The sequence below is a fragment of the Terrabacter lapilli genome, from assembly GCF_039531305.1.
In the GTDB taxonomy this organism is placed as follows: domain Bacteria; phylum Actinomycetota; class Actinomycetes; order Actinomycetales; family Dermatophilaceae; genus Terrabacter; species Terrabacter lapilli.
This window is the reverse complement of record NZ_BAAAPU010000010.1, coordinates 113,704-139,869: the sequence shown is the minus strand read 5'-3', so window position 1 is coordinate 139,869 and position 26,166 is coordinate 113,704. Positions and strand designations below refer to the sequence as shown.

Below are 26,166 nucleotides of genomic sequence, written 5' to 3'. Positions count from 1 at the left end.
GATTGGGGGCATCATGGCCTTCCCGATCCACCGTCGTCCCCGTGCCCGCGGCACCGGTCCGGGTGTCGTCGGGCCCGCTCGCGTGGACCGGCGCACCAAGACCCTGACGAAGCGGCTCCAGCCGGGCGACGTCGCCGTGATCGACCACTCCGACCTCGACAAGGTCAGCGCCGACGCGCTCGTCCTGGCGCGACCAGCTGCTGTGGTCAACGCGAGCACCTCGATCAGCGGGCGCTACCCCAACCTTGGCCCCCAGATCCTCGTCGATGCCGGCATCCCCGTGCTCGACGACGCCGGGCCCGAGGTCATGAGGCTGACGGACGGCGAGCCCCTGCGTCTCGACGGCCCCGAGCTGTGGTCGGGGGAGCGGCACGTCGCCACCGGCACCCCGCTCGACGCCGAGGCGGTGCGGGCCCAGATGCACGAGGCGCGTGCCGGCCTGGCGGTGCAGATCGAGGCGTTCGCCACCAACACGATGGAGTTCATCCGCAAGGAACGCGACCTGCTCCTCGACGGCGTCGGGGTGCCGCCGATCGACACCGAGATCGACGGCCGGCACTGCCTCATCGTCGTGCGGGGCTACCACTACCGCGAGGACCTCGAGGCGCTGCGGCCCTACATCCGCGAGTACCGCCCGGTGCTCGTCGGGGTCGACGGCGGAGCCGACGCCATCCTCGAGGCGGGCCACCGGCCCGACCTCATCGTCGGCGACATGGACTCGGTGTCCGACCGTGCCCTGCGTTGCGGCGCCGAGATCGTCGTGCACGCCTACCGCGACGGGCGAGCTCCCGGGCTTGCCCGCGTCGAGGCGCTCGGGATCACCCCCGTCGTCTTCCCCGCGGCCGGGACGAGCGAGGACGTCGCCATGCTGCTCGCGGACGACTCCGGAGCCGAGCTCATCGTCGCCGTCGGCACCCACGTCACCCTCGTGGAGTTCCTCGACAAGGGCCGCGACGGGCAGGCCTCGACCTTCCTGACCCGGCTGCGCGTGGGCGGCAAGCTCGTCGACGCCAAGGGCGTGAGCCAGCTCTACCGTGCCCGCATCCCCGGCCGGCTGCTCGTGACGATGCTCCTCGTCGGCATGCTCGCGCTCTTCGCCGCGCTCGCGTCGACGCCGGCGGGGCAGGCCTGGCTGCAGGTCTTCGCGGCCCGCTGGGACGACGTGTGGACCGCCATCGTCGGGATCGTCACATGATCGACTTCCGCTACCACCTCGTCTCGATCATCTCGATCTTCCTCGCCCTCGCCGTCGGCATCGTGCTCGGGGCGGGCCCGCTGCAGGCCAACCTCGGTGACCAGCTGGGCGAGCAGGTGGCCGCGCTGCGCACCGAGAAGCAGTCCCTCAACGACAAGCTGAGCACGAGCGAGAAGCTCGTCGACGCGTCGGACGAGTACGCCTCGGCCGTGCAGGAGCGGGTCGTCCGCGGGCGCCTGACGGGCCACCGCGTGGTCGTCGTCGCCATGCCCTCCGCCGACACCTCCATGGTCCGCAGCATGGAGACGGTCGCCACCCAGAGCGGCGCCGCGCTGACCGGGACGCTCTCGCTCAGCCAGGACTGGTTCGACCCCACCCAGGCGGCTGACCGGGCCACCGCGGCTCGCGCGGCCGCGGCCGCACTGGGGGTCGCGTCCACGGCCTCGGGCGACGCCCTGCTCGTCGAGGTGCTCACCAGCCTCGGCGTCTCGACGACCGCCGCCCCGACCTCGCCGAAGCGCACGGCCGCGCTCAAGGTGCTCCTCGACGCGAACCTCCTCGACAGCACGGTCACCGACCTGCCCCCCGCCGACATCGCCCTCGTCGTCTCGGCCGACTATGCCGGCTCGGAGGCGGGCGTGAGCCAGCGGTCGGACGCCGTCCGGACCCTCGTGGCGGCCCTCGCCGCCTCCACCCGAGCGACGGTGGTCGCGGGTGGTGAGACGCTGGCCGCCGCCGGACAGCCGGCCACCTCCAACGCGGTGCAGGCCGTGCGCGAGAAGCCCGACACCGCGGCCGCGGTGGCCACGGTCGACCACGCCGCCGCGGGCAACGGCCCCGCCGTCGTGGTCCTCGCCGTCGAGGACGCCCTCGACGAGCGCATCGGGCACTACGGCATCGCATCGGGCGCCACGGCCAAGCTGCCGCGGGTCCTTCCGTGACGTCACCGCGCAGCCGCGCGCGCACAGCCGCGGCGTCGTCCCTGGTCGCCGCCGCGCTCGCGACCGGGGGATCTTGGGGCCTGCTGCGCCTCTCCCGACGCCTGCCGGCCGCCGCCCGAGGCCCGTGGGAGCGGGTCAACCACGCCGGACGGGCCGTCACCCTCCTCCAAGGGCCCGCTTGGGTCGGCGGCGCCGTCCTGGGTGCGGCGGCGGCCGGCGCCCTGGGCCGAGAGCCCGGCCGCAGGCCAGGCACGACCGCCGGAGGGTCGGGCTGGGCCCGCACCGCGACGACTCTCGTGGCCGTGGGAGCGGGCGCGCTCGGGGCCTTCGACGACCTGGCCGGGGGAGGCGCCGACAAGGGCCTCAGGGGCCACCTCGGCGCGCTCGCCCGCGGCGAGGTCACCACAGGGGCCGTCAAGATCGTCGGCCTCGGGGCCTGCGGGGTGCTCGGCGTCGCCGTCCGTGACCTCGCCACGGCACGCACCGACGACGCGGCCGGGGCTCGGCCCAGCGGCATACGCCCGCTGTCCGTCCTGGTGGGCGGCGCCGTCGTCGCCGGGGCCGCCAACGTCGTCAACCTCTTCGACCTGCGCCCGGGGCGGGCGCTGAAGGTCACCATCGCCTCCGGCCTGCCGCTCGCGGGCACGACGGCTGGCGCGGCGGCGGTGGGTTCCTCGCTCGGCCTGCTCCGCGCCGACCTGCAGGCGACCTCGATGCTCGGGGACACCGGGGCCAACGCCGCCGGCGCGCTCCTCGGGCTGGCCCTCGTCGAGCGCACCGGGCTGGCCGGCCGGGCGGTGGCGCTCGCCGCCCTGGCAGCCCTCACCCTCGCCTCGGAGCGCGTCAGCTTCACCAAGGTCATCGAGGGGAACGCGGTGCTGCGCCGTGTCGACGAGTGGGGCCGGGAGGTGCGGTGAGCGAGCCGGCTGCACCCCACGGGCACCTCACCTCCCGAAGGCTGTTCGCCGCGGCCGGCAGCATCGCGGTGATCACGCTGCTGGCCCGCATCGTCGGCTTCGGGCGCTGGTTCGTGTTCTCGCACTCGGTCGGCGCCACGTGCGTCGGCAGCGTCTACCAGTCGGTCAACGCCGTGCCCAACGTCCTCTTCGAGATCGCGGCCGGCGGAGTGCTCGCTGCCGTCGCCGTCCCGCTCGTCGCGGGTGCTCTCGGGCGCGGGGACCGCTCCCATGCCGATGTGACCGCCTCGGCCCTGCTGACGTGGGCCGTCCTGGTGCTGGTCCCGCTGGGTGCGGTCGTCGCCCTCGCGGCCACGCCGATCGCGAGCGCGCTCCTCGGGACAGGGTGCGCCGGCGAGGTCCGGCTCGGCGCCGAGCTGCTGCGCGTCTTCGCCGTGCAGATCCCGCTCTACGGGGTCGCCATCGTCCTGGCCGGCGTGCTGCAGGCCCACCACCGCTTCAGCGGACCGGCCCTCGCGCCCCTGCTCTCGAGCCTGGCGGTCATCGCGACCTACGTCGGCTACCGCGCGCTGGTGCCTGATCCGGCGGCGGAGATCGCCGACGTGCCGCACGCCGCCCTGCTCCTGCTCGGCATCGGCACGACCCTCGGGGTGCTGGCCCTGGCCCTGCCGCTGCTCGTGCCCGTGCGACGCGCCGGCGTGCGGCTGCGGCCGACCCTGCGCTTTCCCGACGGCGTGGGCCGACGCGTGCGGGTGCTGGCGGTCTCCGGGCTGCTCGCCGTCGCCGGCCAGCAGGTCGCCACGTTGGTCGTCATCCGACTCGCCAACGACCGCGGGGGTGCCGGCACGCTCAACGTCTACACCTATGCCCAGGCCGTCACCTTGCTGCCGTATGCCGTCCTCGCCGTGCCGCTCGCCACCGCGGCCTTCCCCTCGCTCGCTCGCCAGCACGCCGCCGGCGAAGGGGTCGCCGAGACGGTCGCGGATACGGTCGCGGCCACGACGGCATGGGGCGACGACGCGCCCGCTCAGCCGGAGGGGGCCGTGCGCACGCTGCGCCAGGCCTGGCTCGCGACGCTGGTCGTCGGCCTGTTCGGGGCGGCCCTGCTCGTCGCGGTGGCCGTCCCGGTCGGGGCGTTCTTCTCCGCCCTGGACGTGGGCTCGGCCTCCGACGCCTCGGCCGAGACGCTCGCGGCCATGGGGGACGCGGTGACGCTCTTCGCGCCGTCGGTGGCCGCGCTCGGAGTCGTCGGCCTGCTGACGAGGGCGTCCTACGTCCACGGCTCGCCACTCGTGGCGGGCGGTCTGGCTGCCACCGGTTGGCTGGCCACGCTGGTGTTCCCGCTGCTCGTCCTCGCCCCCGAGGGCGCCGGAGGCCCGGACACCGTGCGCGCTCTCGCAGCCGGGTCCTCGATCGGGCTCGTGCTCGCCGCTGTCCTGCTCGCCGTGCTCGTCGGTCGCGCGTGGGGCCCCAGCGCCCTGGCGGTGCCGCCGCGTCCGCTGCTGGGGGCCCTGGCAGGCTCGGCCGCAGCCGCGCTCGCAGGGCGTGGCGTGGCCTCCTGGCTGACGGTCCGCGGCATCGGGACCTCGCTCGGCTCGATCGTGGTCGTCGGCGTCGGCGTCGGTCTCCTCGCCCTGACGGTGATGGTCGGACTCGCCCTGGCCGTCGACCCGTCGCTCCTGCGGCGGCTGACCCGACGGCCGCGCCGCTCCCAGACCGCGGCGCGGGTGCGGCCGTGAGGGTCCTCATGGTCCTCGGCCGGGCCACGGGCGGCATCGGCGCGCACGTCGACCGTCTCGTCACCGACCTTCGCGAGCTGGGCCACCACGTGGAGGTCGTGACGGCAGCGTCGACCGCGGCCGCCTTCGGCTGGGACGACGCCCACCGTCTGTGGCCGGTCCACGACGGCGTTCGGGCCCCGCTGGGGCTGCTCGACTGGCACCGCGTGATGCGGCTCGCCGGCACCGTGGACGTCGTGCACGCGCACGGTCACCAGGCTGCCGTGGTCGCGGCCGTCGCGGTCGCCCGCGCGCGGCCCCGGCCCCGGCTGTTCGTGTCTTTGCACAACGACCTCCCGGGCGTCGCAGAGGCAGCAGGGCCCTTCTCGGTCCCGTTCCCGGCACCGTTCACGGCCGGGGCGCGGGCGCAGCCGTCGGCTGCGCAGACGTCACCCGGGGCGCGGGCCCGGTCGTCCGCGACGCGGTCCCTGCTGAGCTGGGCGATACGCCGGGCGCAGCTCGTGACCGGCGCGAGCCCCGACCTCGTCGAGCTCGCCGCAGCCCTCGGAGCGCGCCGGGCCGAGCTCGCGCTGGTGCCCTCGCCCGCCGTCGCCGACCTGCTGCGCACCGAGCCGCTCCGACCGCTCGAGCGCGAACGGCTGCTCGCGAGCGCCGGCCTTCCCACGGCGCAGCCGCTCGTGCTGACCGTGGCGCGGGTCGCGCCGCAGAAGGACCTGCCGACGCTCGTCGCGGCCGCACGCCGGTCCCGGGTGCGCGCGACGTGGGTGGTCGTCGGCGACGGGGACGAGCGCCTGCGCGCGCAGCTGGAGCTGGAGGCGGACGGCATACGGCACGGGGACGGGACGGGCGCGGACGTCCGCTTCGTCGGGGCACGCACCGACGTCCGGGACTGGTTGCGCGCCGCCGACGTCTTCGTGCTGACGAGCCGGTGGGAGGCCCGGGCGCTCGTCGTCCAGGAGGCGATGGCGGCGGGGCTGCCCGTCGTGGCGACCCGCACCGGCGGACTGCCCGGTCTCCTCGGAGACGCGGGTTGCCTTGTCCCCGTTGGCGAACCGGTGGCCGTCGTCGCGGAGGTCGACAGCCTCCTCGCGGACCCCGCGGCTCGGCACCGGATGGGCCGCCATGCACGCTCCCTCGCCGCGTCCTGGCCCACACCGCTCGACGAGGCGCGCCGATGGGTGGAGCGCTACGCAGCGGACCCTCTCGGCATGACGTAGAGTTGAAGCCCGTGGTGGAAACGACGAAGCACATCTTTGTGACCGGGGGCGTTGCCTCCTCTCTCGGCAAGGGCCTCACGGCATCCAGCCTCGGACGACTTCTGCGATCGCGAGGCCTGCGGGTCACGATGCAGAAGCTCGACCCCTACATCAACGTGGACCCGGGAACGATGAACCCGTTCCAGCACGGCGAGGTCTTCGTGACCGACGACGGCGCCGAGACCGACCTCGACATCGGCCACTACGAGCGGTTCCTCGACGTCAACCTCGTCGGCGCAGCGAACGTCACGACCGGCCAGGTCTACAACAACGTCATCGCCAAGGAGCGCCGCGGCGAGTACCTCGGCGACACGGTCCAGGTCATCCCGCACATCACCAACGAGATCGTCGCCCGCATGCGCGCCCTCGCGACCGGGGCACCGGACGCCCCGGACGTCATCATCACCGAGATCGGCGGCACCGTCGGCGACATCGAGTCGCTGCCCTTCCTCGAGGCCGCCCGCCAGGTGCGCCACCTCATCGGCCGCGACAACAGCTTCTTCCTCCACGTCTCGCTCGTGCCCTACCTCGCACCGAGCGGCGAGCTCAAGACGAAGCCGACGCAGCACTCCGTGGCCGCGCTGCGCCAGGTGGGTATCCAGCCCGACGGGCTCGTGCTGCGCGCAGACCGCGAGATCCCCGAGCCGATCAAGCGCAAGATCTCGCTCATGTGCGATGTGGACGTCGCGGCCGTCGCAGCCTGCGTCGACGCGCCGAGCATCTACGACATCCCCAAGGTGCTGCACCGCGAGGGCCTCGACGCCTACGTCATCCGCCGCCTCGGGCTGAAGTTCCGCGACGTCGACTGGACCGAGTGGGACCAGCTCCTGCAGCGCGTGCACGACCCCGAGCACCACATCGAGGTCGCCCTCGTCGGCAAGTACATCGACCTGCCCGACGCCTACCTCTCGGTCACCGAGGCCCTGCGCGCCGGAGGGTTCCACCACGACGCCAAGGTCAAGATCCGCTGGGTCGCCAGCGACGAGTGCCAGACCCCGGCCGGCGCCCAGAAGGCCCTCGGCGGCGTGGACGCGGTCCTCGTGCCCGGCGGCTTCGGCGTGCGCGGCATCGAGGGCAAGCTCGGCGCCCTGACGTGGGCCCGTGAGAAGCAGGTCCCCACGCTCGGCATCTGCCTGGGCCTGCAGTGCATGGTCATCGAGTACGCCCGCACCGTGCTCGGCAACGCCGACGCGAGCTCGACCGAGTTCGACCCGGAGACGGCGCACCCGGTCATCGCGACGATGGAGGAGCAGAAGGCCTTCGTCGAGGGGGCCGGCGACCTGGGCGGCACGATGCGCCTCGGCCTCTACCCGGCGGCCCTCAAGGAGGGCAGCGTCATCCGCGAGGCCTACGGCGCGGCCGAGGTCAAGGAGCGCCACCGCCACCGCTACGAGGTCAACAACGCCTACCGCGCCGACCTCGAGAAGGCGGGGCTCGTCTTCTCGGGCACGTCCCCGGACGGAACCCTCGTCGAGTTCGTCGAGCTGCCGCGGGAGGTGCACCCGTACTACGTGTCCACGCAGGCCCACCCGGAGTTCCTCTCGCGCCCCAACCGCGCGCACCCGCTCTTCGCGGGCCTCGTCGGGGCCGCCCTGGAGCGCCGCCGCAGCGAGCGCCTCGTCGAGGTGGAGCGCCACCGTGCCGCCGTCGACGCCGTCGACGCCGGGAGGGCAGCGAACGAGGCGGGGGAGGCCGACCGCCACGACGCATACGCCACCGTCACGTCTGCCGGCGCGCCCTCGGCGTCGGACGACGCCTGAGCCGCAGGTGAGCCTCGACGCGCCCCGCGGCACGGGAGCCGACCTCGTCGAGGACTGGACGTCCGAGCCGGTCCTCGAGTCGTCGACTCCGTTCGAGGGGATCATCTTCGACGTCGTGCGTGACCGCGTCGACCTCGGGGAGGGTGGCGTGGTCACGCGTGACTACGTCACCCACCCCGGGGCCGTCGCCGTGCTCGCCCTGCGCGAGCTCGACGGCGTCGACCACGTGCTGATGATCAGGCAGTACCGCCACGCGACCGGCGCCCACGTGTGGGAGCTGCCGGCCGGCCTGCTCGACGTCGACGGCGAGCCCCCGTGGGAGGCCGCCGCGCGCGAGCTCGCCGAGGAGGTCGACCTCATCGCCGACGAGTGGCACGTCCTCGCCGACGACGTCACCTCGCCCGGGGCCTTCCCCGAGACGGTGCGCATCTTCCTGGCCCGGGGGCTGCGGGACGTCGAGGAGGAGGACGCCCACGAGCGCACGGCCGAGGAGCTCTCCCTGCGCCCGCTGTGGGTTCCGCTCGACGACGCCGTCGACGCGGCACTCGCAGGGCGCATCAGCAACTCCGCGACGCTCGTCGGTCTGCTGAGCGCGGGTCTCTCGCGCGCCCGGGGCTGGTCGACGCTGCGCGACCGCGACGCGGCGTGGCCGGCCCGCGAGGCGCAGCGCGCCCGCGGGTGAGCGGCGAGGCGTTCGGCGCGGCCACGCCCGCCGGGGCGTGCCCGTGCGGCTCCCTGCTGGCGTATGCCGTGTGCTGCGGCCCGCTGCTCGCGGGCGAGCGTCGCGCGGAGACGGCCGAGGCGCTGATGCGCTCGCGGTACACCGCGTTCGCCGTGGCGGACGAGGCGTACCTGCTGCGCACCTGGCACCCACGGACGCGGCCGGAGCGGCTGGGGCTCGAGCCGGCCGTGCGCTGGACCGGGCTCGACGTCGTGCGGACCGACCGCGGCGGCCCCGACGACGCAGACGGCGTGGTCGAGTTCGTCGCGACCTGGGTGGACCGGGATGGCACCTCGGGTCGCCTGCACGAGGTCAGCAGCTTCGCCCGGCGGGCCGGACGGTGGGTCTACGTCGGCGGCGAGCACCGCTGAGCCCTGGTCTGCGCGACGTCATGCGCCCGTGAGCACGACGAGCTCGCGGGTGGCGCGGGTCATCGCGACGTAGCGGTCGACCGCGCCCTCGATCCCCGGACCGAAGGCGGCCGGGTCGACGAGAACGACCAGGTCGAACTCGAGCCCTTTCGTCAGCGACGGGGTGAGGGAGTGGACCCTCGCCGGCGGGGCGAAGGACGGGCAGCCGACGACGCAGACGACGCCCTCGGCATGCCGGGCGAGCCAGATGCCGACCACCTCGTCCAGCTCGCTCACCGTCCCGGTCCGGACCGGGATGCCGCTCGAACGGACCGAGACCGGGACGTTGGCGTCGGGCAGGGCCGCGCGGATGACCGGCTCGGCCACGGCCATGACCTCCTCGGGAGTGCGGTAGTTGATGGTCAGCGAGGCCAGCGTCACGTGGTCGAGGCCCAGGCGGGCCAGGCGGTCGTCCCACGACTCCGGGAAGCCGTGCCGCGCCTGTGCGCGGTCACCGACGATGGTCAGGCTGCGGCTCGGGCACCGCCGCAGGAGCATCTGCCACTCCGCGTCGGTGAGCTCCTGCGCCTCGTCCACGACGAGGTGGGCGAACGGGCCGGCGAGCACGTCGACGTCGTTCGCCAGGGGGACGTCCGCGTCCAGGGCGCCCTGCAGGTCCGTGCCACGCAGCATCGACATCAGGCGCATCTCCGAGTCGTCGTGCTCGATGAGGTGGTCGATGACCTTGGCGCGCTCCTCGCGCTCCGCGGCCACGGCTGCCTCCTGCCGCCTGCGGCGCGCCGACGCCCCCGCGTCGCCGAGGCGGTGACGCGCCGCGTCGATGAGGGGCAGGTCGCTGACCGTCCACGGCGACCCCTCAGGTCGACGCAGCAGGCGCACCTGCTCGACGGTGAGCTCGGGCGCACACCGTCGGAGGTACGCGGGGACGGACCACAGGTCGCCGACGAGATCGGTCGCCTCGAGCATCGGCCAGGCACGGTGCAGGACCGAGCGCAGCTCGCGGTCGCGCTCGAGGGCGGCCCTGACCTGGCCGGGTGTCGCCTCCTCGTCGTCGTGACGTTCGACGAGGATGGCGAGCAGCTCGTCCCAGATGACGTCGCGCGCCTCGTTGTGCGGCGTTCCGGGCGGCGGCGCCTCGAACGCGGTCGCCCAGTCCTCGGCGGTCACCCGCAGCTCGGCCCACGGCGTCGTGACCTCGACGACCTCCGTGGGCGGCTCCTCGTAGAGCGCAACGGCCGGCTCGATGGCGTCGACGAGGTGCAGCGAGGCCTTGAGCCGCGCCACCTCGGGGTCGGTCTCCTCGACTGCGCGGGCGCCCTCGGGCACGAGGTCTCGCACCGTGCACGTGCGTACTCCCTCCTCGCCCAGGCTCGGCAGCACGTCGGAGACGTAGGCGAGGTAGCCCTCGTGCGGGCCGACGAAGAGCACGCCGCCGCGGCGGTGCCCGAGACGCGGGTCGGAGTAGAGCAGGTATGCCGTCCGGTGCAGCGCCACGACCGTCTTGCCCGTGCCGGGTCCTCCGTCGACGACGAGCGCCCCTCCTGATCCGGCCCGCACGATCGCGTCCTGGTCGGCGGCGATGGTGCCCAGGACGTCGCGCATGCGGTCGGAGCGCTCGGCGCCGAGGCTCGCGAGGAAGGCAGACTCCTCGTCGAGAGTGGCCGTGCTCGTGAGGGCCTCGGGCCTGAACACCTCGTCCCAGTAGTCGACGACGCGGCCGCGGCTCCAGCGGTAGCGACGCCGGCTCGCCAGGCCCATCGGGTCGGCGTGGGTGGCGCCGAAGAACGGTTCGGCGGCGGGGGAGCGCCAGTCGACGAGGAGGCGACGGCCGTCCTCGTCAGTCAGGCCCAGACGGCCGACGTAGACCCGCTCGCCGCCGTCGGACGCGACCATGCGGCCGAGGGTGAGGTCGAGGCCGAACCGGCGGAGGGTGCGCAGCCGGGCGCTCAGGCGGTGCACCTCCTGGTCGCGCTCGAGAGCCGTCTGGCCGTGACCGGCCGGAGCACGGCGCACCGCGTCGAGCCGGTCGGAGAGCACGGCCGTCGTCTGCGCGAGACTGCGCGCGATGGCGGCGAACTGCTCCTCGTCCTCCGCGACGAGGGCAGGGTCGGCCTTGTGGGCGAGGGCTGGTGGCAGGTCGAAGGCGTCGGTGGTCATCGGGTTCACACAGGCTCCCATCAGGTCGCGCGACCGAGAGATCGGCTCGAGCCCGGAATTCTCGAGGACGAGGGGGCTCTTGCCGCAAGACCCCCGGTGCGTTATACGTTGAAAGTGGAAGGCGAGGTGCCTCCCGTCCCCACCTGCGCTCGGACCCCGGCGGCACGCCCGAGCTTCCATCGGCTCGCCTCGCCTGCTGGCCCGTACGCCAGTGACCCGCCTTGCGACTCACGACGCGGTGACCCCAGAGCCCGCCGGGGTCTCCCTGCGGGAACGCGGGCGGCGAAGAGCCTCGGCGCGGGCGGTCTAGGATTGGTCCTCGGTGCCGTGGCCGACCGCGCTCGGGCGTCCGGCGCCCACCCAGCGCCACCCGGTGGCCCAGCCACTCCTGCCACCCGATCCACGTCCCGAAAGGACCCTCCGTGCTCCGCACTCACGAGGCCGGCACACTCCGTGCCGACCACGCAGGCCAGACCGTCACCCTCACCGGTTGGGTGGCCCGGCGTCGAGACCACGGCGGGGTCGCCTTCCTCGACCTGCGCGACGCGTCCGGCGTGGCCCAGGTCGTGGCGCGCGACGAGGTGCTCGCCGAGGGCGGTGCCCACGAGGTGCGCAACGAGTACTGCGTGAAGGTGACGGGCGAGGTGCGCCTGCGCCCCGAGGGCAACGCCAACCCGGACCTGCCGACCGGTGAGATCGAGGTCATCGTCGAGCGGCTCGAGGTGCTCAACCCGAGCGCCCCGCTGCCCTTCCAGATCGACGAGCGCGTCACGGTGGGCGAGGAGGCGCGGCTCAAGCACCGCTACCTCGACCTGCGCCGCCCCGGCGCCAGCTCGGCCGGCGCCGCGATCCGGCTGCGCTCGAAGGTCAACGCCGCTGCCCGCGCCGTGCTCGGCGCCCGGGACTTCGTCGAGATCGAGACGCCGACCCTGACCCGGTCCACCCCCGAGGGCGCCCGCGACTTCCTCGTGCCGGCGCGCCTGGCCCCCGGCTCCTGGTACGCCCTGCCCCAGAGCCCCCAGCTGTTCAAGCAGCTGCTCATGGTCGCCGGCATGGAGCGCTACTACCAGATCGCCCGCTGCTACCGCGACGAGGACTTCCGCGCCGACCGCCAGCCCGAGTTCACCCAGCTCGACATCGAGATGAGCTTCGTCGACCAGGACGACATCATCGAGCTCGGCGAGGCGATCGTCTCGGCGCTGTGGCGGCTCATCGGCGTCGAGCTCGAGGCACCGTTCCAGCGGATGACCTACGCCGAGGCGATGGCCCGCTACGGCTCCGACAAGCCCGACCTGCGTTTCGGCAACGAGCTCGTCGAGTGCACCGACTACTTCAAGGACACGACCTTCCGCGTCTTCCAGTCCGAGTACGTCGGCGCCGTCGTCATGCCGGGTGGGGCGAGCCAGCCGCGCAAGCAGCTCGACGCCTGGCAGGAGTGGGCCAAGCAGCGCGGCGCCCGCGGCCTCGCGTACGTCCTCGTCCAGGAGGACGGCGAGCTCGGCGGCCCGGTGGCCAAGAACCTCACCGACGCCGAGCGCACCGGCCTCGCCGCACACGTCGGTGCGCAGCCCGGCGACTGCATCTTCTTCGCCGCCGGCACCGCCAAGGCCTCGCGTGCGCTGCTCGGCGCCGCGCGCCTCGAGATCGGCCGCCGCTGCGGCCTCATCGACGAGGACGCGTGGAGCTTCCTGTGGGTCGTCGACGCACCCCTCTTCGAGTCGGCCGCCGACGCCACGGCCTCCGGTGACGTCGCCCTCGGCTACAGCGCCTGGACGGCCGTCCACCACGCCTTCACCTCGCCGAAGCCAGAGTTCCTCGACACCTTCGACTCCGACCCCGGCTCGGCGCTGGCCTACGCGTACGACATCGTCTGCAACGGCAACGAGATCGGCGGCGGCTCCATCCGTATCCACCAGCGCGACGTGCAGGAGCGGGTGTTCAAGGTCATGGGTATCTCCGACGAGGAGGCCCAGGAGAAGTTCGGCTTCCTGCTCGACGCCTTCGCCTTCGGCGCCCCGCCGCACGGCGGCATCGCCTTCGGCTGGGACCGCATCGTCTCCCTGCTCGCGCACACCGACTCGATCCGCGACGTCATCGCCTTCCCGAAGTCCGGTGGCGGCTACGACCCGCTGACGGCGGCGCCCGCGCCCATCACGCCCGAGCAGCGCAAGGAGGCCGGCGTCGACGCCAAGCCGGCCGCCTCCGCGCCTGCCCCGCAGGGTGCCCCGGAGGTCAGCCCGGTCCGCAGCTGACCGGAGACGTTCCTCGGCAGAGGGCTGTCGTCACGTGCGTGACGGCGGCCCTCTGCCGTGTGCCGACGGGCTGCCCTGTCGCTTCCGTATGCCGTCAGCGGCCTTCTGCTTTGCCCTACCTTGACCTCTGCCGTCCTAGCGTCGGTGGCATGCGCATCCCTCGTCTGCGACCCGTCACCGCTGCGCTCGTCGGCGCGGTCCTGGCCCTGACGGGCGCCACCGCAGCCTCGGCACGTCCGGCCGCCGTCCCGGCCACCGCCGGCTTCGGGAACCCCGCAGCGGCGTCCACCGCCACGAGCCCGCCGGCGGAGTTCGGCACCGACTGGGACGACCCGCGCACCCCCGAGGCGCCGGTCACCGTGCCGGGCACGCGGCACTGCACCGTCCGGGTCGTCGACGACGCCTTCGCCGACTTCGACGTCCACACCAGCTCCTTCACCCCGCCTGCCGGGTGCGCCGGCCCGTGGTCCAAGGTCGTCATGCGCCTCACCGGCTCGGTCGCCGGACGCCAGTTCGACCGGCTCGGCCACCTCGACGTCGGAGGGGTCCGGATGCTGACCCTGTCCACCCCGGAGCCGAGCGCGGACGGCATACGGTGGCACGTCGAGAAGGACGTCACGGAGCTGGCCCCGCTGCTCGCCGAGCCGCAGCAGGTCCAGATGTCCATCGGCAACGTCGTCAACGAGACCTACACCGGCGTCATCCACGTCACGGTCGACCTCGACTTCTACACGACGGGACGCGGCGCCCCGGCAGCGCCGACCTCCGACGAGGTGCTGCCCCTCACGAGTGCCACCCGGCAGGGCGGCGACCTCGTCGGGGCCTTGACCGTCCCGCGCAACTCGACGCGGCTGCTCGCCGACGTCTTCGCCACCGGTTCGGGCGGCGGCTGTGAGGAGTTCTGGGACACGAGCGCTCCCGCCTCGACCGGCTACTCCTGCCCCGACGGACTGCCGTACCGCGAGGTGGACGTGCGCATCGACGGGCAGCTCGCCGGTGTCGCAGCCCCCTACCCGGTGGTCTACACCGGCGGCTGGAGCAACCCGTTCCTCTGGTACACCATCCCCTCGCCCAAGGCGTTCGACATCCCGGCGCTCGGCTACGACCTGACCCCGTACCTCGGCCGGCTCAACGACGGACGCGCCCACGAGGTCCGGCTCTCGGTCGTGGGTCTGCCTGCGGGGCAAGGGGGTTGGACCCTTGCGCCGCGGTTCCGGGTGTGGCGTGACCAGGGCCGCGACGTCGTCACGGGCACGACGGGAGCGACGTCCGGAGGAGAGCCGGCCGTGACGAGCACGGTGTCCGGCACGGGCGACCAGGCCGGTCGGGTGGACCTCGACGCGACGCGCCGGTTCGAGGTCACCGGAACGCTCGTGACATCCCGAGGACCGGTCACGACCACCGTGTCGCGCGAGCTGGTGAACACCTCGCGGCACACGTGGACCGACGCCGAGGCCGACGACCGGCTCACCGCCTCGTGGACCGACACGCAGACGGTCGCCACCCGCCACGGCAACGGCACGCCGACCGTCGAGCGCACCGCGCACCGTTGGGACAAGGACGGACTCCTGGGGTTCCACCCCCGCGCGGGCACCGACGGCGCCTACGACGTCACGGGCGACATCGCCATCACGTGGCGCGAGGACGGCGCGCTGACCCGCGGTGGGGCGCGGCTCTCCAGCCGCTCGGAGACCTCCGAGTACGCGGGACGGGCCAGCTGGATCTACGGGGTGCCGCGTGACCAGCGGCACGCGACCGCCGACACGAGCGCCCACGCCACGGTGACCGAGACGCGCCTGGGCCGGCAGACCACCGGCTACCAGCGCCGGCTGCACTCGGTCAACGGCGTGTTCGTGCTCGACACCGTCGGCTGAGCCCGGGGGCGAGGGCGTGGAGGGTTGCCGCCGTCCCATCGGCGACAGCCCTCCACGGTGCCGGGGCCCTCGCCGCGGAGTCCCGGTCGAGCCGGCGGCTCAGCGCTCGATGACGACGGGGCGACTCGACCACTTGCAGAGCGCCTCGTAGCCGAGCGACCGGTAGAGGCCGCGCCCGACGTCGTTGTGGGAGTACATGCCCAGGGTGCAGACCCCGGCCTCGGCCACCGCCTGCCGGGTGACCGCGCCGACGATGGTCCGCCCGAGACCGCGACCGCGCAGCCGCGTGTCCACCGCGACCGACGACAGGTGGGGAGCGCCGGCGCGGGTGGTGCCCCAGGCGGCCACGGCCGCGAGCGACCCGTCGGGCTCCTCGACCGCGAACCACCGCTCACCCTGCCCCGGCTCCGTGTCGGCGGTGGGGGAGTGGGCCTCGAGGAAGCACCGCACCTCGGCGGCGCGTGCGACGTCGTCGAGCGGCACCACCCGCTCGTGCGACGGGTGCTCGTCCGGTGCCGTCGTGGTGTGGAACCACTCCCAGTCGCCCCCGTCGAGCACGCGGTACCGCTCGCGCAGCCGCGGTTCCAGGTGCTGGGGGACGCTCACGGAGAAGGCGCGTCGCTCGGGGGAGACCGTCGCGGCGATCGCGGGCAGGTGGTTCAGCAGCGAGGTGACACCGTCGTCGGTGCCCATGACGTTGACGATGCGCCGCACGTTCTTGCGCGTCCTCTGGAAGGCCACGGCGTCCCCTGCCGCCCACCACGTGTCGGCCAGGTCGTCGGTCACCTCCCACCGCACGAAGGGGTGCGTGCCCGTGACACGCAGCAGCTCGCGCAGGCCGTGACCGGTGACGAGGTCGTTGCCTCCGGCCCTCACTCGGTGATCCCGAAGCGGTCGTGCAGGCGTCGCAGCGGCGCGGGCGCCCACCAGTTCCACCGGCCGAGCAGGGTCATCGTCGCGGGCACGAGCAGCATGCGCACGAGCGTCGCGTCGATGACGACGGCTGCCACGAGCGCGAGGCCCATCTGCTTGATGATGAGGATGTCGCCGGCGACGAAGCCGGCGAAGACGATGACGATGAGCAGGGCCGCCGAGGTGATGATGCGTCCGGTGCGCTGCAGGCCGAGCGAGACGGCGCGGTCGTTCTCGACGCCCTGGCGGTGGAACTCGACGATCCGGGACAGCAGGAAGACCTCGTAGTCCATCGAGAGTCCGAACCCGAAGGCCAGCACGAGGAAGGGGACCATCGACTCGACCGCCCCGACCGACGAGAAGTTGAGCAGCCCCTCGACGTGACCCTCCTGGAAGATCCACACGACGACGCCGAGGGCGGCTCCGAGGGAGATCACGTTCAGGAGCAGCGCCTTGACCGGCATGACCACCGACCCGGTCATGAGGAAGAGCAGGACGAAGGTGCCGAGCACGACGAGGCCCACGGCATACGGAGCGCGTGCCGCCATGGAGTCGAGGAAGTCGATCTGGCCGGCCGCCTGACCGGTGGTCATCGTCTCGAAGGGCGCGTCGGTGCTGCGGACCCGGCTCACGAGGTCCTGTGCGTCGTTCGACGTCGGGCGTCCGGCGACCCTCATGTCGACGCGTTGGTGGTCCTTGCCGAGCGGTTGGACCGTCACGCTCTCCACACCGGCACCGCCCTTGAACTGCTGCGCCCAGGAGGTCACCGCCGCCGTGTCGGGCGAGGCGGCCACGACGGTCACCTCGGGGGCCGACAGCGTGGGGTAGTCGCGGTTCAGCTGCTCGAAGAAGACCCGCTGCGCCGCGTCCTTGGGCAGCAGCTCCGTGCCGGAGGAGGTGAGCCGCATCGACAGGGTCGGGAGCGCGAGGAGCACGAGGACGGCGACGACCCCGACGATGACCAGAACCGGCCTGCCCTGAACCGCGTCGGCCAGCCTCGAGAAGAACCCGACGTCGGACGGGCGCTCGACGGCCTTGCGTGCCAGGCGTTTTGCGCCCAGCACGCACAGAGCGGGGACGAGTGTGATGGCCACGACCATCGCGACGAGGACGACGCTGACGCCGGCCACGCCGATCGCCCGCATGATCGAGGCCTCGAAGATGAGCAGCCCGGCGAGGGCGATGGCCACGGTGAGCCCGGAGAAGAGCACCGTGCGGCCGGCGGTCGCGACGGTGCGCTCCGCAGCGATGGCCACCTCCTCAGCGGTCGGCATGTCGTGCCGGCGGTGCGCGAGCTCCTCCCGGAACCGGCTCACCGTCAGCAGGCCGTAGTCGATGGAGAGGCCGAGGCCGAGCAGCGTCACGATGTTGACCACGGTCGCGTCGAGCTCGACCAGGTGCGAGAAGGCGAACAGCGACAGCAGGGCGCCACCGATGGACACCAGGGCTCCCACGACCGGCATACCGGCGGCGACGAAGCCGGCGAAGACGAAGAACATCACGAGGAAGGTGAGCGGCAGGGCGATGCCCTCGCCGCGGAGCAGGTCACGCTCGACCGTGCTGGTGATCGCCTTGATCACCTTGCTGGTGCTGCCGAGCGTCCCCTGGGCTCCCATCGCGGCCGGGACCGCGAGGAGCTTCTGCTCGGCCTGCGCCTCGGCGGTGTCCTGTGCGGCCTTGTCGAGCCCGGGCTCGAAGTCGACGACCGTGACGAAGCCGCCGGCAGCGGGCGACCCTCCCTTCAGCAGGAAGGCGGTCCTGGGGTCGGTGACGCCCGCGGGGGAGAGCAGTGGGGAGCGCACGCTCCTGACGCCGGGCACACGAGCGAGCTCCTGCGTCGCCGCCGCGCCCTTGGCCACCGTCGCCGGGTCGGTGAGATCGGCGCCGGTGACCTGCATCGTCAGCGTCTGGAGGGCCGGCTGGCTCAGGGCGATGACGTCCTGGGCGTGGGAGGACTCGGACTCGACGGTCGGCGCTCCCGAGTGGAGGCGCTCGAAGAGGGACTCGCCGGTGACCCCGCCGACCGCGACGGCGAAGCAGGCTGCCGCGACGACGGCCCAGACGGCCACCCAGGTGCGGGGGTAGCGGGCGATCGCTCCGCCGAGCCGGGCGAGGCGGGTGCGCGGCGTCGGGCCGGCCGGTGGGTGGTTCTGCACACGGTTAGCCTTCCACAGTGATGTCGAACAGCCCGGGAGACCTCTTCGGAGCGGCCTCTGCAGCCGAGCGCGGCGAGCAGCCGGCGGCGGCCGGCGTCGCGCCCCTCGCCGTGCGGATGCGCCCCCGCTCGCTGGACGAGGTCCGGGGCCAGGCGAAGGTGCTGCGGCCCGGCAGTCCGCTCCGACGGCTCATCGAGGGCTCCGGGGGTGCGGCGGGCCCGCTGTCGGCGATCCTCTGGGGGCCGCCGGGCACGGGCAAGACGACGCTGGCGCACCTCGTCGCCACGGCTGCGGACCGTCGCTTCGTCGAGCTGTCGGCCGTGACGGCCGGGGTCAAGGACGTGCGCTCGGTCATGGAGGCGGCCGTCCGGGAACGCGACCTCTACAGCCGTCAGACGGTGCTCTTCCTCGACGAGATCCACCGCTTCACCAAGGCCCAGCAGGACGCGCTGCTGCCCGGGGTGGAGAACCGCACGGTCATCCTCGTCGCCGCGACCACCGAGAACCCGTCGTTCAGCATCATCTCCCCCCTGCTGTCTCGCTCGGTCCTCGTGACCCTGGAGTCGCTCTCCGACGAGGAGATCGCCGACCTGCTGGCCGCGGCGCTCGTCGACGAGCGCGGCTTCGCCGGCGAGCACACGCTGGCCCCGGACGCGGTCGACCACCTCGTACGGATCGCCGGTGGGGACGCCCGGCGGGCCCTGACCTCGCTGGAGGCAGCCGCCGGTGTCGCCCTCGACGCCCAGCCGGCCGGAAGGCTCTCGGACGAGCCGGTCGAGATCACCCTGGCCCACGTCGAGCAGGCGGTGGCGCAGGCGGCAGTACGCTACGACCGCGCCGGCGACCAGCACTACGACGTCGCGAGCGCCCTGATCAAGTCGATGCGCGGCAGCGACGTCGACGCCGCCCTGCACTACCTCGCGCGCATGCTGGAGGCGGGGGAGGACCCCCGGTTCATCGCCCGCCGCATCGTCATCTCGGCCAGCGAGGACGTCGGCATGGGCGACCCGACGGCGCTGCAGACGGCGGTGGCCGCGATGCACGCCGTGGCGCAGATCGGGATGCCGGAGGCGCGGATCATCCTCGCCCAGGCGGTCGTGCACAACGCGTTGGCGCCCAAGTCCAACGCGGCATACCTCGGGATCAACGAGGCGATCGCCGACGTACGCGCAGGGCGCGGTGGCGTCGTGCCCGCACACCTGCGCGGGAGCGGCTACGCCGGCGCCGAACGGCTGGGTCACGGCAAGGGCTACGTGTACGCGCACGACGAGCCCGACGGGGTCGCGGCCCAGCAGTACCTCCCGGACGACCTGCACGACGGCGTCAGCTACTACCGACCGACGGACCGGGGCTTCGAGGAGCGCCTGCGGACCCGGTGGGAGTGGCTCTCGGGACGGCTGGGACGCACGCGGCGACAGTGAATGTTTCGACCCCTGTAGGTGCCGACGGACATTGTGCGGCACAACATGGCGCTCGGTAACGATTTGTCATCCATGCGTATCTCGGTGCTTGGACGTCGGGATTGTGTGTGGCAGGCTCACGACGTCCCGGCGGGGGTGGAGTCGGATGGTCGGCACGCCCCGAACGGGGCGCCCCGGGCGTGGACGTCGCCGTCCACCCGGGTCGGATGTGATCCCACAAGGATGGAGAGAACGCGTTGAACGCAATGCCGGAGCCCTCAGCAGGAACGCTGACCGAGGTGCCCGTGGAGGAGGCTTCGACGCCGGTCCGTGAGCACGTGGAGGTGCGCACCGGACGTTCTCCCGGCCAGGTCGCCTGGGCCCGGCTGAAGAAGGACAAGGTCGCCATCGTCTGCTTCGCGATCATCGTCTTCTTCATCCTCGTCGCGATCTTCGCCCCGCTGCTCTACTCCCTGGAGGCGGTCGACCCGAGCACCGGCGCCAAGGCCGACCCCTACACGACGTACACCAAGCTCATCGACTTCAACGGGCTCCCGACGGTCGGCACGAGCTCCGCCCACTGGCTGGGCGTCGAGCCGCGACTGGGCCGCGACCTCTTCGCCCGCTGGGCCATCGGCGCGCGGCCCTCGCTCATCATCGGCTTCGTCGCCGCGGCCGCCTCCACGATCCTCGGGGTGACCTTCGGCCTCATCGCCGGCTACCTCGGCGGGGTCGCCGACAAGATCATCTCCTGGGTCATCGACTTCTTCCTGTCGCTGCCCATCCTGCTGCTCGTGCTCGCGATCGTCCCGATCATGCAGAAGAGCATCGCCGGCGCCGGCGACCTGACCGCCGACGAGACGTCGCGCATCCGGTTCGTCGTGCTCATCGTGATCCTCTTCGTCTTCGGCTGGATGGGCCTGGCGCGCCTCGTCCGCGGTGAGGTCAAGAGCCTGCGCGAGCGGGAGTTCGTCCAGGCGGCCCGTGCCATCGGCGTCCCGACGCGGCAGATCCTCTTCAAGGAGATCCTGCCCAACCTCGTCGGCCCGATCATCGTCTCCGCCTCGATCGCAGTCCCCGCCTACATCACCTACGAGGCGACCCTCAGCTACCTCGGTGCGGGTCTCGTCGAGCCGACGGCCTCCTGGGGTCGCACCATCGCCGACGCGCAGAACCTCTTCGCCACGTACCCGCTGTGGCTCTGGCCCTCGGTCATCGGACTGTCGCTGCTCGTCCTGGCCCTGAGCCTGCTCGGCGACTCGATCCGCGACGCGTTCGACCCCACCAGCCGCCGCTGACCCCACCGGGTCTCGGCCACCAGATGTTCCCGGCAAAACGCCGGGACAAGCACAAAAGGGAGCAAACAACAATGCGCTGGACCAAAGTCCTGACCGTGGGAGCCGCGGCGTCCCTCGGCTTCGTCGCGGCCTGCGGTGCACCGGCTGCCAACAACACGGGTTCCGGTAACGGCACCAACGGCGGCAACGGCAAGGTGGACACGGCTGGGGCCGCCCTCGACCCCAACGCCAAGGGCCCCGCCCCGGAGATCCCCGGCGCCAAGCGTGGCGGCATCCTCACGGTTCCGTACTCGACCACCCCGGCCAACTTCGACCCGAGCGACCAGTTCTACCAGGACACGGCCGTCATCTTCTCGCTGACGCACCGCGCCCTGACGACCTACGTCAGCCGCGACGGCAAGCAGGTCCTCGTTCCGGACCTCGCCACCGACCTCGGCAAGAAGTCCGAGGACGGCCTGACCTGGACGTTCACGCTCAAGGACGGCATCAAGTACGAGGACGGCACCCCGGTCAAGGCCCAGGACATCGTCTTCGCGGCCAAGCGCTCCTTCGACCCCGACCTCGCGGCCAACGGCCCGACGTACCAGAAGGAGTTCTTCAAGGGCGGCGCCGACTACCAGGGCCCCTACAAGGGCGACAAGAACTGGAAGGGCGTCGAGGCTCCTGACGACAAGACCGTCGTCTTCCACCTCGAGAAGCGCTTCGAGACGCTGCCCTACTTCGTCTCCTTCAACCAGTTCACGCCGATCCCCGAGGCCAAGGACAAGAAGGCCGACTACCAGCTGCACCCGCTGGCCACCGGCCCGTACATGTTCGACAAGTACACCCCGGGCACCGAGCTCACCCTCAAGCGCAACCCCAACTGGGACCCGAAGACCGACCCGGCGCGTCACGACTACCCGGACGGCTTCCACTTCAAGTGGGGCGTCGACCCGATCAAGACGCAGACGGCCATCCTGGCCTCCAACGGCGAGGACGCCACCAGCCTCAACTGGGACGCCATCGACTCCTCGCTCATCCCGCAGATCGAGGGCCCGAAGAAGGCCCAGTTCGAGGAGGGCCCCTCCTCCTGCGTGATCATGGTCAACCTCGACGCCCGCAAGATCCCGCTGCCCGTGCGCAAGGCGATCGCCGTGGCGTGGCCGTTCGACTCGATCCACAAGGCCGGCGGCGAGACCTCGCACTCGTTCACCCCCGCCAGCACGATCATCCCGCCGCAGATCCCCGGTCACGTGGACTACGTCGCCGAGGCCGCTCCCGGCTTCAAGATGAACGGCCAGGGCGACGGCGACCCGGAGCAGGCCAAGAAGATGCTCGCCGCGGCCGGCTACGGCGCGGACAAGCCCTTCGAGCTCGTCTACTACTACACCAACGACCAGGACATCGCGCAGAAGGTCAACCAGGTGCGCAAGCAGGCCCTCGAGAAGGCCGGCTTCAAGGTCCAGGACATCGGTGTGCCGAACAAGGAGCGCCGCAAGCTCGCCGGTGACCCCAAGGGCAAGTACAACATGCTGCAGTCGCCGCGTGGCTGGTGCTTCGACTGGCCGTCCGCCGACTCCATCATCCCGCCCACCTTCGGCACGATCGCCCTCTCGCAGGGTGGTACGACCTTCGGCAACTTCTCCGACGCCAAGATCGACTCCGAGATCAAGCGCATCCAGCAGCTCTCGATCACGGAGCAGGGCCCGGAGTGGGGCAAGATGGACAAGTGGCTCACGGAGAACTACCTCCTGGCCATCCCGGACTACAACGACAAGGGCAACACGGTCTTCGGCACGAAGGTCAAGAACGTCCACAACAACCCGAACAAGGGCATGCCGGACCTCAACGACGTCTGGCTGGACCAGTAACTCGGCAGTGACAGCTCTCGTGCGCGAGAGCAAGATCTGAACCGACAGCCGTGGTGGGGGTCCGGGCTTCTCCGGGCCCCCACCACCGGCGCCCACCCCGTTTGGAAGGCAACACGTGCTCACCTACATCCTCAGGCGGTTGGCTCTCGCCCTGAGCGTCGTCCTGGCCACCCTGGTCTCGACGTTCCTCATCTTCTTCGCAGGACCGTCTGACCCGGCGCAGGCCATGTGCCCGGAGACCCGCTGCAACGCACAGCGGCTCCAGCAGATCAGCCAGAGCCTCGGGCTCGACAAGCCGCTGTCCGCGCAGTTCCTCGACTACTTCAGGGGACTCTTCGCCGGTCGCGACTTCTTCTACGCAGGGGACACCGTCCACTGCAGCGCCCCCTGCCTGGGCTTCTCCTTCGTCACGCGCCGCTCGGTCAACGACGAGCTCTTCAGCCGCTTCCCCAACACGGTGGTCCTGGCGCTGATGGCGGCGGTCGTCTTCCTGGTCATCGGTGTGACCGTGGGCATCTTCGCGGCCGTCCGGCGCGGCAGCGCCGTGGACCGCACCGTCGTGGGCGCCTCCCAGGTGCTCGGCGCGATCCCGTACTACGTGCTCGCCCTGCTCGTCGCGCTCTACCCGGTCATCCTCTGGAACGTCCTCCCCCAGTACTCCTCCCTCTCCTCCGGGGTCGGGCCCTACTTCGTGGGCATGCTGGCGCCGGCGCTGATCCTGGGCGTCGTCACGTCCGCCTCGTACGTCCGCTACACGCGCAACTCGATGATCGAGACGCTGTCGATGGACTACATCCGCACCGCGCGCTCCAAGGGCATCAGTGAGCGGACGGTGCTGTTCAAGCACGGCTTCCGCGCCGCGATGAGCCCCATCGCCACGATCCTCGGCCTCGACATCGCCGCCCTGCTCACCGGCACGCTCATCACCGAGCAGATCTTCGGCGTCGACGGCATCGGTCGTCGCGGCCTGGACGCACTCCGGGCCGACGACCTCCCGGTGATCATGGGCACGGTCCTCATCGGCGCGGTCGTCGTCGTCATCGCGAACCTCGTCGTCGACATCGCGTACTCCTTCATCGACCCGCGAGTGAGGCTCTCGTGACCGCAACCGCCAACACCATCTCCTCGCAGGGTTCCGAGGCCCGCAACCCGGGCGACGTCGTGCTCGACGTCAACGACCTCTCGGTGGCCTTCCCCACCGAGGAGGGCGTCGTCAGGGCCGTCTCCAACCTGACGTACCAGGCGCGACTCGGGCGCACCCTGGCCATCGTCGGTGAGTCGGGCTCCGGCAAGTCCGTGAGCAGCATGGCCGTCCTCGGTCTGCACAACCCCAAGCGCACGCAGATCACCGGCAGCATCAAGCTCGACGGCATGGAGCTCGTGGGCGCGCAGCCCTCGACGTTCCAGAAGGTCCGCAGCACCAAGGCCGCCATGGTCTTCCAGGACCCGCAGAGCTCGCTGCACCCCTTCCACAAGGTGGGCCGGCAGATCGCCGAGGCGTACCGCGCGCACCACTCGGTGAGCAAGCAGGTCGCCCTCAAGCGTGCCGTCGAGATGCTCGACCTCGTCGGCATCCCCAACCCGCAGCGCCGCGCCAACCAGTACCCCCACGAGTTCTCCGGCGGCATGCGCCAGCGCGCCATGATCGCCCTGGGCCTGGTCAACGACCCGAAGCTGCTCATCGCCGACGAGCCGACGACGGCTCTCGACGTGACCGTGCAGGCGCAGATCCTCGACCTCGTCAACGACCTCCAGAAGGAGTTCGGCTCGGCGGTCATCCTCATCACGCACGACCTGGCGGTCGTGGCCGAGACGGCCGACGACATCCTCGTCATGTACGCCGGTCGCGGGGTCGAGAAGGGCGACGCCAAGAGCGTCCTGGCCCAGCCCTCGATGCCGTACACCTACGGCCTGCTGCAGTCGATGCCGTCGCACAGCGAGGACCTCGCCGAGCTCAAGGCCATCAAGGGCACGCCACCCAGCCTGCTCAACCTCCCCTCGGGATGCTCGTTCAACCCGCGCTGCGACTTCAAGAAGCTCGTCGAGGGCGACCGGTGCCTCACCGAGCTCCCCGAGTGGCGCCCGACGCCCGGGCTGGTCAACCGTGAGATCCGCTGCCACCTGGCCGACCCCGTGGCCACCCTGCAGCACGACGAGGGAGTCCGATGAGCGAGACGCTGCTGAAGGTCACCGACCTCGAGCGACACTTCCCCTTCCGGGAGGTGCAAGGCCTGAAGATGGTCAAGGCCAACGTCAAGGCCGTCGACGGCATCAGCTTCACCGTCAAGCAGGGCCAGACCCTCGGCCTCGTCGGTGAGTCCGGGTGCGGCAAGTCGACGACGTCGCGGCTCGTGACGCGGCTCGACGAGCCGACCGGGGGCACCATCGAGTTCGAGGGCCGGGACATCACGCACCTGAAGGAGCACCAGCTGCGCGGCATCCGTCGTGACGTGCAGATGATCTTCCAGGACCCGTACTCCTCGCTGAACCCGCGCCACACGGTCGGCTCGATCCTCAGCACCCCGCTGCACGTGCACGGCCTGCACAAGGGCAAGGAGAAGGCCCGGGTCCAGGAACTGCTCGAGCTGGTGGGTCTCAACCCCGAGCACATCAACCGCTACCCGTCCGAGTTCTCGGGTGGCCAGCGCCAGCGCATCGGCATCGCGCGGGCGCTGGCGGTGGAGCCGAAGCTGATCGTGGCCGACGAGCCCGTCTCGGCCCTGGACGTCTCCATCCAGGCCCAGGTGATGAACCTGCTCGCCAAGCTGCGCAACGAGCTCGACCTGGCCTTCATCTTCGTGGCCCACGACCTCGGCGTCGTGCGTCACTTCTGCGACCAGGTTGCCGTCATGTACCTCGGCAAGATCGTCGAGTACGGCGACAAGCGCAAGATCTACGACGCCCCGGAGCACCCCTACACCCAGGCGCTGCTGTCCGCGGCTCCCGACATCAACGTCGCCCGCGGTGTGGCCCCGAAGGAGCGCATCCGGCTCGTCGGTGACGTGCCCAGCCCGATCGACCCGCCGAGCGGCTGCCGGTTCCGCACCCGCTGCTGGAAGGCCCAGGAGATCTGTGCCACGCAGGAACCGGCGCTGGTGGCCGCGACGGCCGAGGAGTCCACGCGAGCGTTCCGCGAGGGCGGGGTGCACCTCCAGGCGTGCCACTTCCCCGAGGTCAAGACGTCCCTGACGGCTGAGGTGCCGGCCTGAGCCCGGCCGAACTCCCCTGACGAGCACGTATGCCGCTGGGCCGGCTCCCACACGGGGGCCGGCCCAGCGGCATACGGCTTGACGGCAGCCCCGCTTGCCTGCACCGCTGCGTGCCTGCGCCGCTGCTTGCCTGCGCCGCGCGCTCGGGCGCGGTGTGA

At 72.0% G+C, this 26,166-nt stretch carries 19 protein-coding genes; 16 read left to right on the top strand and 3 right to left on the bottom strand.

Annotated elements, in window-relative coordinates; genetic code table 11:
- Positions 1-13: 13 nt before the first annotated feature.
- From steA to ABD241_RS17505, 8 genes are read left to right on the top strand one after another with little or no spacing between them, the layout of a single operon-like run.
- Positions 14-1,195, top strand: a complete 1,182-nt coding sequence (gene steA, locus ABD241_RS17540) for a putative cytokinetic ring protein SteA (protein ID WP_344065668.1) — start codon at positions 14-16, stop codon at positions 1,193-1,195.
- Positions 1,192-2,136 (top strand): copper transporter, encoded by a 945-nt coding sequence (locus tag ABD241_RS17535; protein WP_344065666.1) that lies wholly within the window; start codon positions 1,192-1,194, stop codon positions 2,134-2,136. The genes steA and ABD241_RS17535 overlap by 4 nt, the downstream gene beginning before the upstream one ends.
- Positions 2,133-3,053 (top strand): hypothetical protein, encoded by a 921-nt coding sequence (locus tag ABD241_RS17530; protein ID WP_344065663.1) that lies wholly within the window; start codon positions 2,133-2,135, stop codon positions 3,051-3,053. The genes ABD241_RS17535 and ABD241_RS17530 overlap by 4 nt, the downstream gene beginning before the upstream one ends.
- The gene (murJ, locus tag ABD241_RS17525) at positions 3,050-4,792 is read left to right on the top strand and encodes a murein biosynthesis integral membrane protein MurJ (protein ID WP_344065660.1); all 1,743 of its coding nucleotides are present in this window, start codon (positions 3,050-3,052) and stop codon (positions 4,790-4,792) included. Before ABD241_RS17530 ends, murJ begins: the two co-directional genes overlap by 4 nt.
- Positions 4,789-6,009, top strand: coding sequence for a glycosyltransferase family 4 protein (locus ABD241_RS17520; protein ID WP_344065657.1), 1,221 nt, complete (start codon positions 4,789-4,791; stop codon positions 6,007-6,009). The genes murJ and ABD241_RS17520 overlap by 4 nt, the downstream gene beginning before the upstream one ends.
- A gap of 11 nt (positions 6,010-6,020) precedes the next feature.
- On the top strand, positions 6,021-7,808 hold the full coding sequence (pyrG, locus tag ABD241_RS17515) for a CTP synthase (RefSeq protein ID WP_344065654.1): 1,788 nt from the start codon (positions 6,021-6,023) through the stop codon (positions 7,806-7,808).
- Positions 7,809-7,815: 7 nt separating this feature from the next.
- Positions 7,816-8,490: an NUDIX domain-containing protein gene (locus ABD241_RS17510; RefSeq protein ID WP_344065651.1), complete on the top strand. Its 675-nt coding sequence runs from the start codon at positions 7,816-7,818 to the stop codon at positions 8,488-8,490.
- Positions 8,487-8,900, top strand: a complete 414-nt coding sequence (locus tag ABD241_RS17505) for a YchJ family protein (RefSeq protein ID WP_344065649.1) — start codon at positions 8,487-8,489, stop codon at positions 8,898-8,900. Before ABD241_RS17510 ends, ABD241_RS17505 begins: the two co-directional genes overlap by 4 nt.
- An 18-nt stretch (positions 8,901-8,918) precedes the next feature.
- Here the strand turns inward: ABD241_RS17505 and helR are convergent, their stop codons facing one another.
- Positions 8,919-11,057, bottom strand: coding sequence for an RNA polymerase recycling motor ATPase HelR (helR, locus tag ABD241_RS17500; RefSeq protein WP_344065707.1), 2,139 nt, complete (start codon positions 11,055-11,057; stop codon positions 8,919-8,921).
- 422 nt (positions 11,058-11,479) lie between these two features.
- Between helR and aspS the strand changes: the two genes are divergently transcribed.
- On the top strand, positions 11,480-13,309 hold the full coding sequence (aspS, locus tag ABD241_RS17495) for an aspartate--tRNA ligase (RefSeq protein WP_344065646.1): 1,830 nt from the start codon (positions 11,480-11,482) through the stop codon (positions 13,307-13,309).
- 149 nt (positions 13,310-13,458) lie between these two features.
- Positions 13,459-15,183, top strand: coding sequence for a peptide-N4-asparagine amidase (locus ABD241_RS17490; protein ID WP_344065643.1), 1,725 nt, complete (start codon positions 13,459-13,461; stop codon positions 15,181-15,183).
- A 99-nt stretch (positions 15,184-15,282) separates the two neighbouring features.
- On the opposite strand, the gene ABD241_RS17485 is transcribed toward ABD241_RS17490, so the two are convergent.
- Positions 15,283-16,059, bottom strand: a complete 777-nt coding sequence (locus ABD241_RS17485) for a GNAT family N-acetyltransferase (protein ID WP_344065640.1) — start codon at positions 16,057-16,059, stop codon at positions 15,283-15,285.
- Positions 16,056-18,251 carry an MMPL family transporter gene (locus ABD241_RS17480; protein WP_344065637.1) on the bottom strand — a complete coding sequence of 732 codons (2,196 nt, stop codon included), beginning with the start codon at positions 18,249-18,251 and terminating at the stop codon, positions 16,056-16,058. Before ABD241_RS17480 ends, ABD241_RS17485 begins: the two co-directional genes overlap by 4 nt.
- 20 nt (positions 18,252-18,271) lie before the next feature.
- On the opposite strand from ABD241_RS17480, the gene ABD241_RS17475 reads away from it, so the two are divergent.
- From ABD241_RS17475 to ABD241_RS17450, 6 genes are all read left to right on the top strand, one after another.
- The gene (locus ABD241_RS17475) at positions 18,272-19,672 is read left to right on the top strand and encodes a replication-associated recombination protein A (RefSeq protein WP_344065704.1); all 1,401 of its coding nucleotides are present in this window, start codon (positions 18,272-18,274) and stop codon (positions 19,670-19,672) included.
- Between the two features lie 245 nt (positions 19,673-19,917).
- Positions 19,918-20,949: an ABC transporter permease gene (locus ABD241_RS17470; RefSeq protein WP_344065701.1), complete on the top strand. Its 1,032-nt coding sequence runs from the start codon at positions 19,918-19,920 to the stop codon at positions 20,947-20,949.
- Positions 20,950-21,020: 71 nt separating this feature from the next.
- On the top strand, positions 21,021-22,799 hold the full coding sequence (locus ABD241_RS17465; RefSeq protein ID WP_344065634.1) for an ABC transporter substrate-binding protein: 1,779 nt from the start codon (positions 21,021-21,023) through the stop codon (positions 22,797-22,799).
- Between the two features lie 115 nt (positions 22,800-22,914).
- Complete coding sequence (locus tag ABD241_RS17460; RefSeq protein ID WP_344065631.1) at positions 22,915-23,901, top strand: ABC transporter permease; 987 nt, start codon at positions 22,915-22,917, stop codon at positions 23,899-23,901.
- Entirely contained in the window at positions 23,898-24,968 is a 1,071-nt protein-coding gene (locus tag ABD241_RS17455; protein WP_344065628.1) for an ABC transporter ATP-binding protein, read from the top strand. Before ABD241_RS17460 ends, ABD241_RS17455 begins: the two co-directional genes overlap by 4 nt.
- A complete protein-coding gene (locus ABD241_RS17450) occupies positions 24,965-26,008 on the top strand; it encodes an ABC transporter ATP-binding protein (RefSeq protein ID WP_344065625.1) in 1,044 nt (347 codons plus the stop codon). Before ABD241_RS17455 ends, ABD241_RS17450 begins: the two co-directional genes overlap by 4 nt.
- Positions 26,009-26,166: the final 158 nt, after the last annotated feature.

Coding starts and splice junctions, on each gene's coding strand:
- steA (WP_344065668.1), top strand. CDS start 14: ATGGCCTTCCCGATCCACCGTCGTCCCCGTGCCCGCGGCACCGGTCCG.
- ABD241_RS17535 (WP_344065666.1), top strand. CDS start 1,192: ATGATCGACTTCCGCTACCACCTCGTCTCGATCATCTCGATCTTCCTC.
- helR (WP_344065707.1), bottom strand. CDS start 11,057: ATGACCACCGACGCCTTCGACCTGCCACCAGCCCTCGCCCACAAGGCC.
- ABD241_RS17490 (WP_344065643.1), top strand. CDS start 13,459: ATGCGCATCCCTCGTCTGCGACCCGTCACCGCTGCGCTCGTCGGCGCG.
- ABD241_RS17475 (WP_344065704.1), top strand. CDS start 18,272: ATGTCGAACAGCCCGGGAGACCTCTTCGGAGCGGCCTCTGCAGCCGAG.
- ABD241_RS17470 (WP_344065701.1), top strand. CDS start 19,918: ATGCCGGAGCCCTCAGCAGGAACGCTGACCGAGGTGCCCGTGGAGGAG.
- ABD241_RS17465 (WP_344065634.1), top strand. CDS start 21,021: ATGCGCTGGACCAAAGTCCTGACCGTGGGAGCCGCGGCGTCCCTCGGC.
- ABD241_RS17450 (WP_344065625.1), top strand. CDS start 24,965: ATGAGCGAGACGCTGCTGAAGGTCACCGACCTCGAGCGACACTTCCCC.